This window comes from Nocardia sp. NPDC058499 (genome assembly GCF_042719915.1).
Classification (GTDB): domain Bacteria; phylum Actinomycetota; class Actinomycetes; order Mycobacteriales; family Mycobacteriaceae; genus Nocardia.
Map to the genome: position 1 here is coordinate 1 of NZ_JBHXMZ010000039.1, position 1282 is coordinate 1282.

Here is a 1282-nt window from a genome sequence, read left to right on the forward strand (position 1 = left end):
TGACCAGTCCCCGATAACGCGACCACCCGGTTTCAGAGTCGGTTTGTCGTGATCGGTGTTCAGTTGATGTCGCAGTCCACCGGGTGGTGGGTGTGGGTGCAGGCCGCAGCGTACTCGGCCGGGGTGCGGTAGCCCAGCGCCGAATGCCGGTGCCGGTGGTTGTGCTCGTGTTTGAAATCCGCGATCACCACCCGGGCCTCGAGCAGGCTGGTCCAGTGGTTACGGTTCAAGCACTCGACGCGCAGGCGCCGGTTGAACGATTCGACGAACCCGTTGTTCCACGGGGTGCCCGGCGGAATATACGAGATCCCGACCCGGTCTTCGCAAAACGATTGCAGTGCTGTAGAAATCATTTCCGGCCCGTTGTCCAGGCGCAGAACTTTCGGTGCTCCGTGGACGACGAACACCCGCTCGAGTTCAGCTACCAGGCGCTCGCCGGTGATCGAACGCTCGACCAGATGCAGCAGTGATTCGCGGGTGTGCTCGTCGATCATCGATGCGATCTTCACGATCCGCCCGTCGACGGTGGAATCGAACTGGAAATCCAGCGCCCACACCACCTTCGGCCCATCCGCATCCACCGCCGGCACCGAGGAGGCACCGGCGCGTTTACGCGGGTGATGCGCCCGCACCTGCAAGCCTTCTTCTCGCCAGAGCCGGTGGACTTTCTTGATGTTCATCCGCTGGCCTTCGTCGAACCGCAGCGATGCCCAAGCACGGCGGAACCCGTGACACGGGTTCTTGGCCGCATAGCTGCGCAGCCAGGCCCGCGTCCCGGCATCGGGATCTGCCGGTGTCTGCGCGGCCGGCAACCGGCGATAGGTGGACCGAGCAAGCCCAACAACCCTGCACGCGAATCGTTCCGACATGCCCATAACCTCCCCAAGCATGTCCACCGCGCGTCGCTTGGCCGCTGGGCCTAGAATTTTCCCTTCGAAATCTCGCGCAACGCGTCTTTCTCCAGCTCCGCATCGGCCAGCAGCCGCTTCAAGCGGGCGTTCTGTTCCCGCAGCTCTTTGAGTTCTTTGGCGGCGTCGGTGTCCATACCGCCGTACTGGCGGCGCCAGTTATAGAGTGTCGCCGCCGAGACTCCCAGGTCGGCGGCGATCTGCTCGCCGGTCAAGCCTTCCGCGGCCAGTTCATCGGCACGGCGCAGCTTACGCACGATGTCCTCCGCGGAATGCCGCTTGCGTCCAGCCATGGTCCCTATCGTCCCTTCTGGCCCTCACCAGGGCCAACGAGACTCTAATTCCGGCTGGTCGCATCCATGGGGAGCGGGTCA

General features: G+C 63.7%; 1 protein-coding gene. It reads right to left on the bottom strand.

The features are described 5' to 3' along the window. Positions 1–59: 59 nt before the first annotated feature. A protein-coding gene (locus tag ACFWPH_RS34690) for an IS3 family transposase (protein ID WP_378756550.1) occupies positions 60–1201 on the bottom strand; the annotation gives its coding sequence in 2 pieces (ribosomal slippage) (positions 60–934 and positions 934–1201; 1143 coding nt in all). Positions 1202–1282 lie beyond the last annotated feature (81 nt).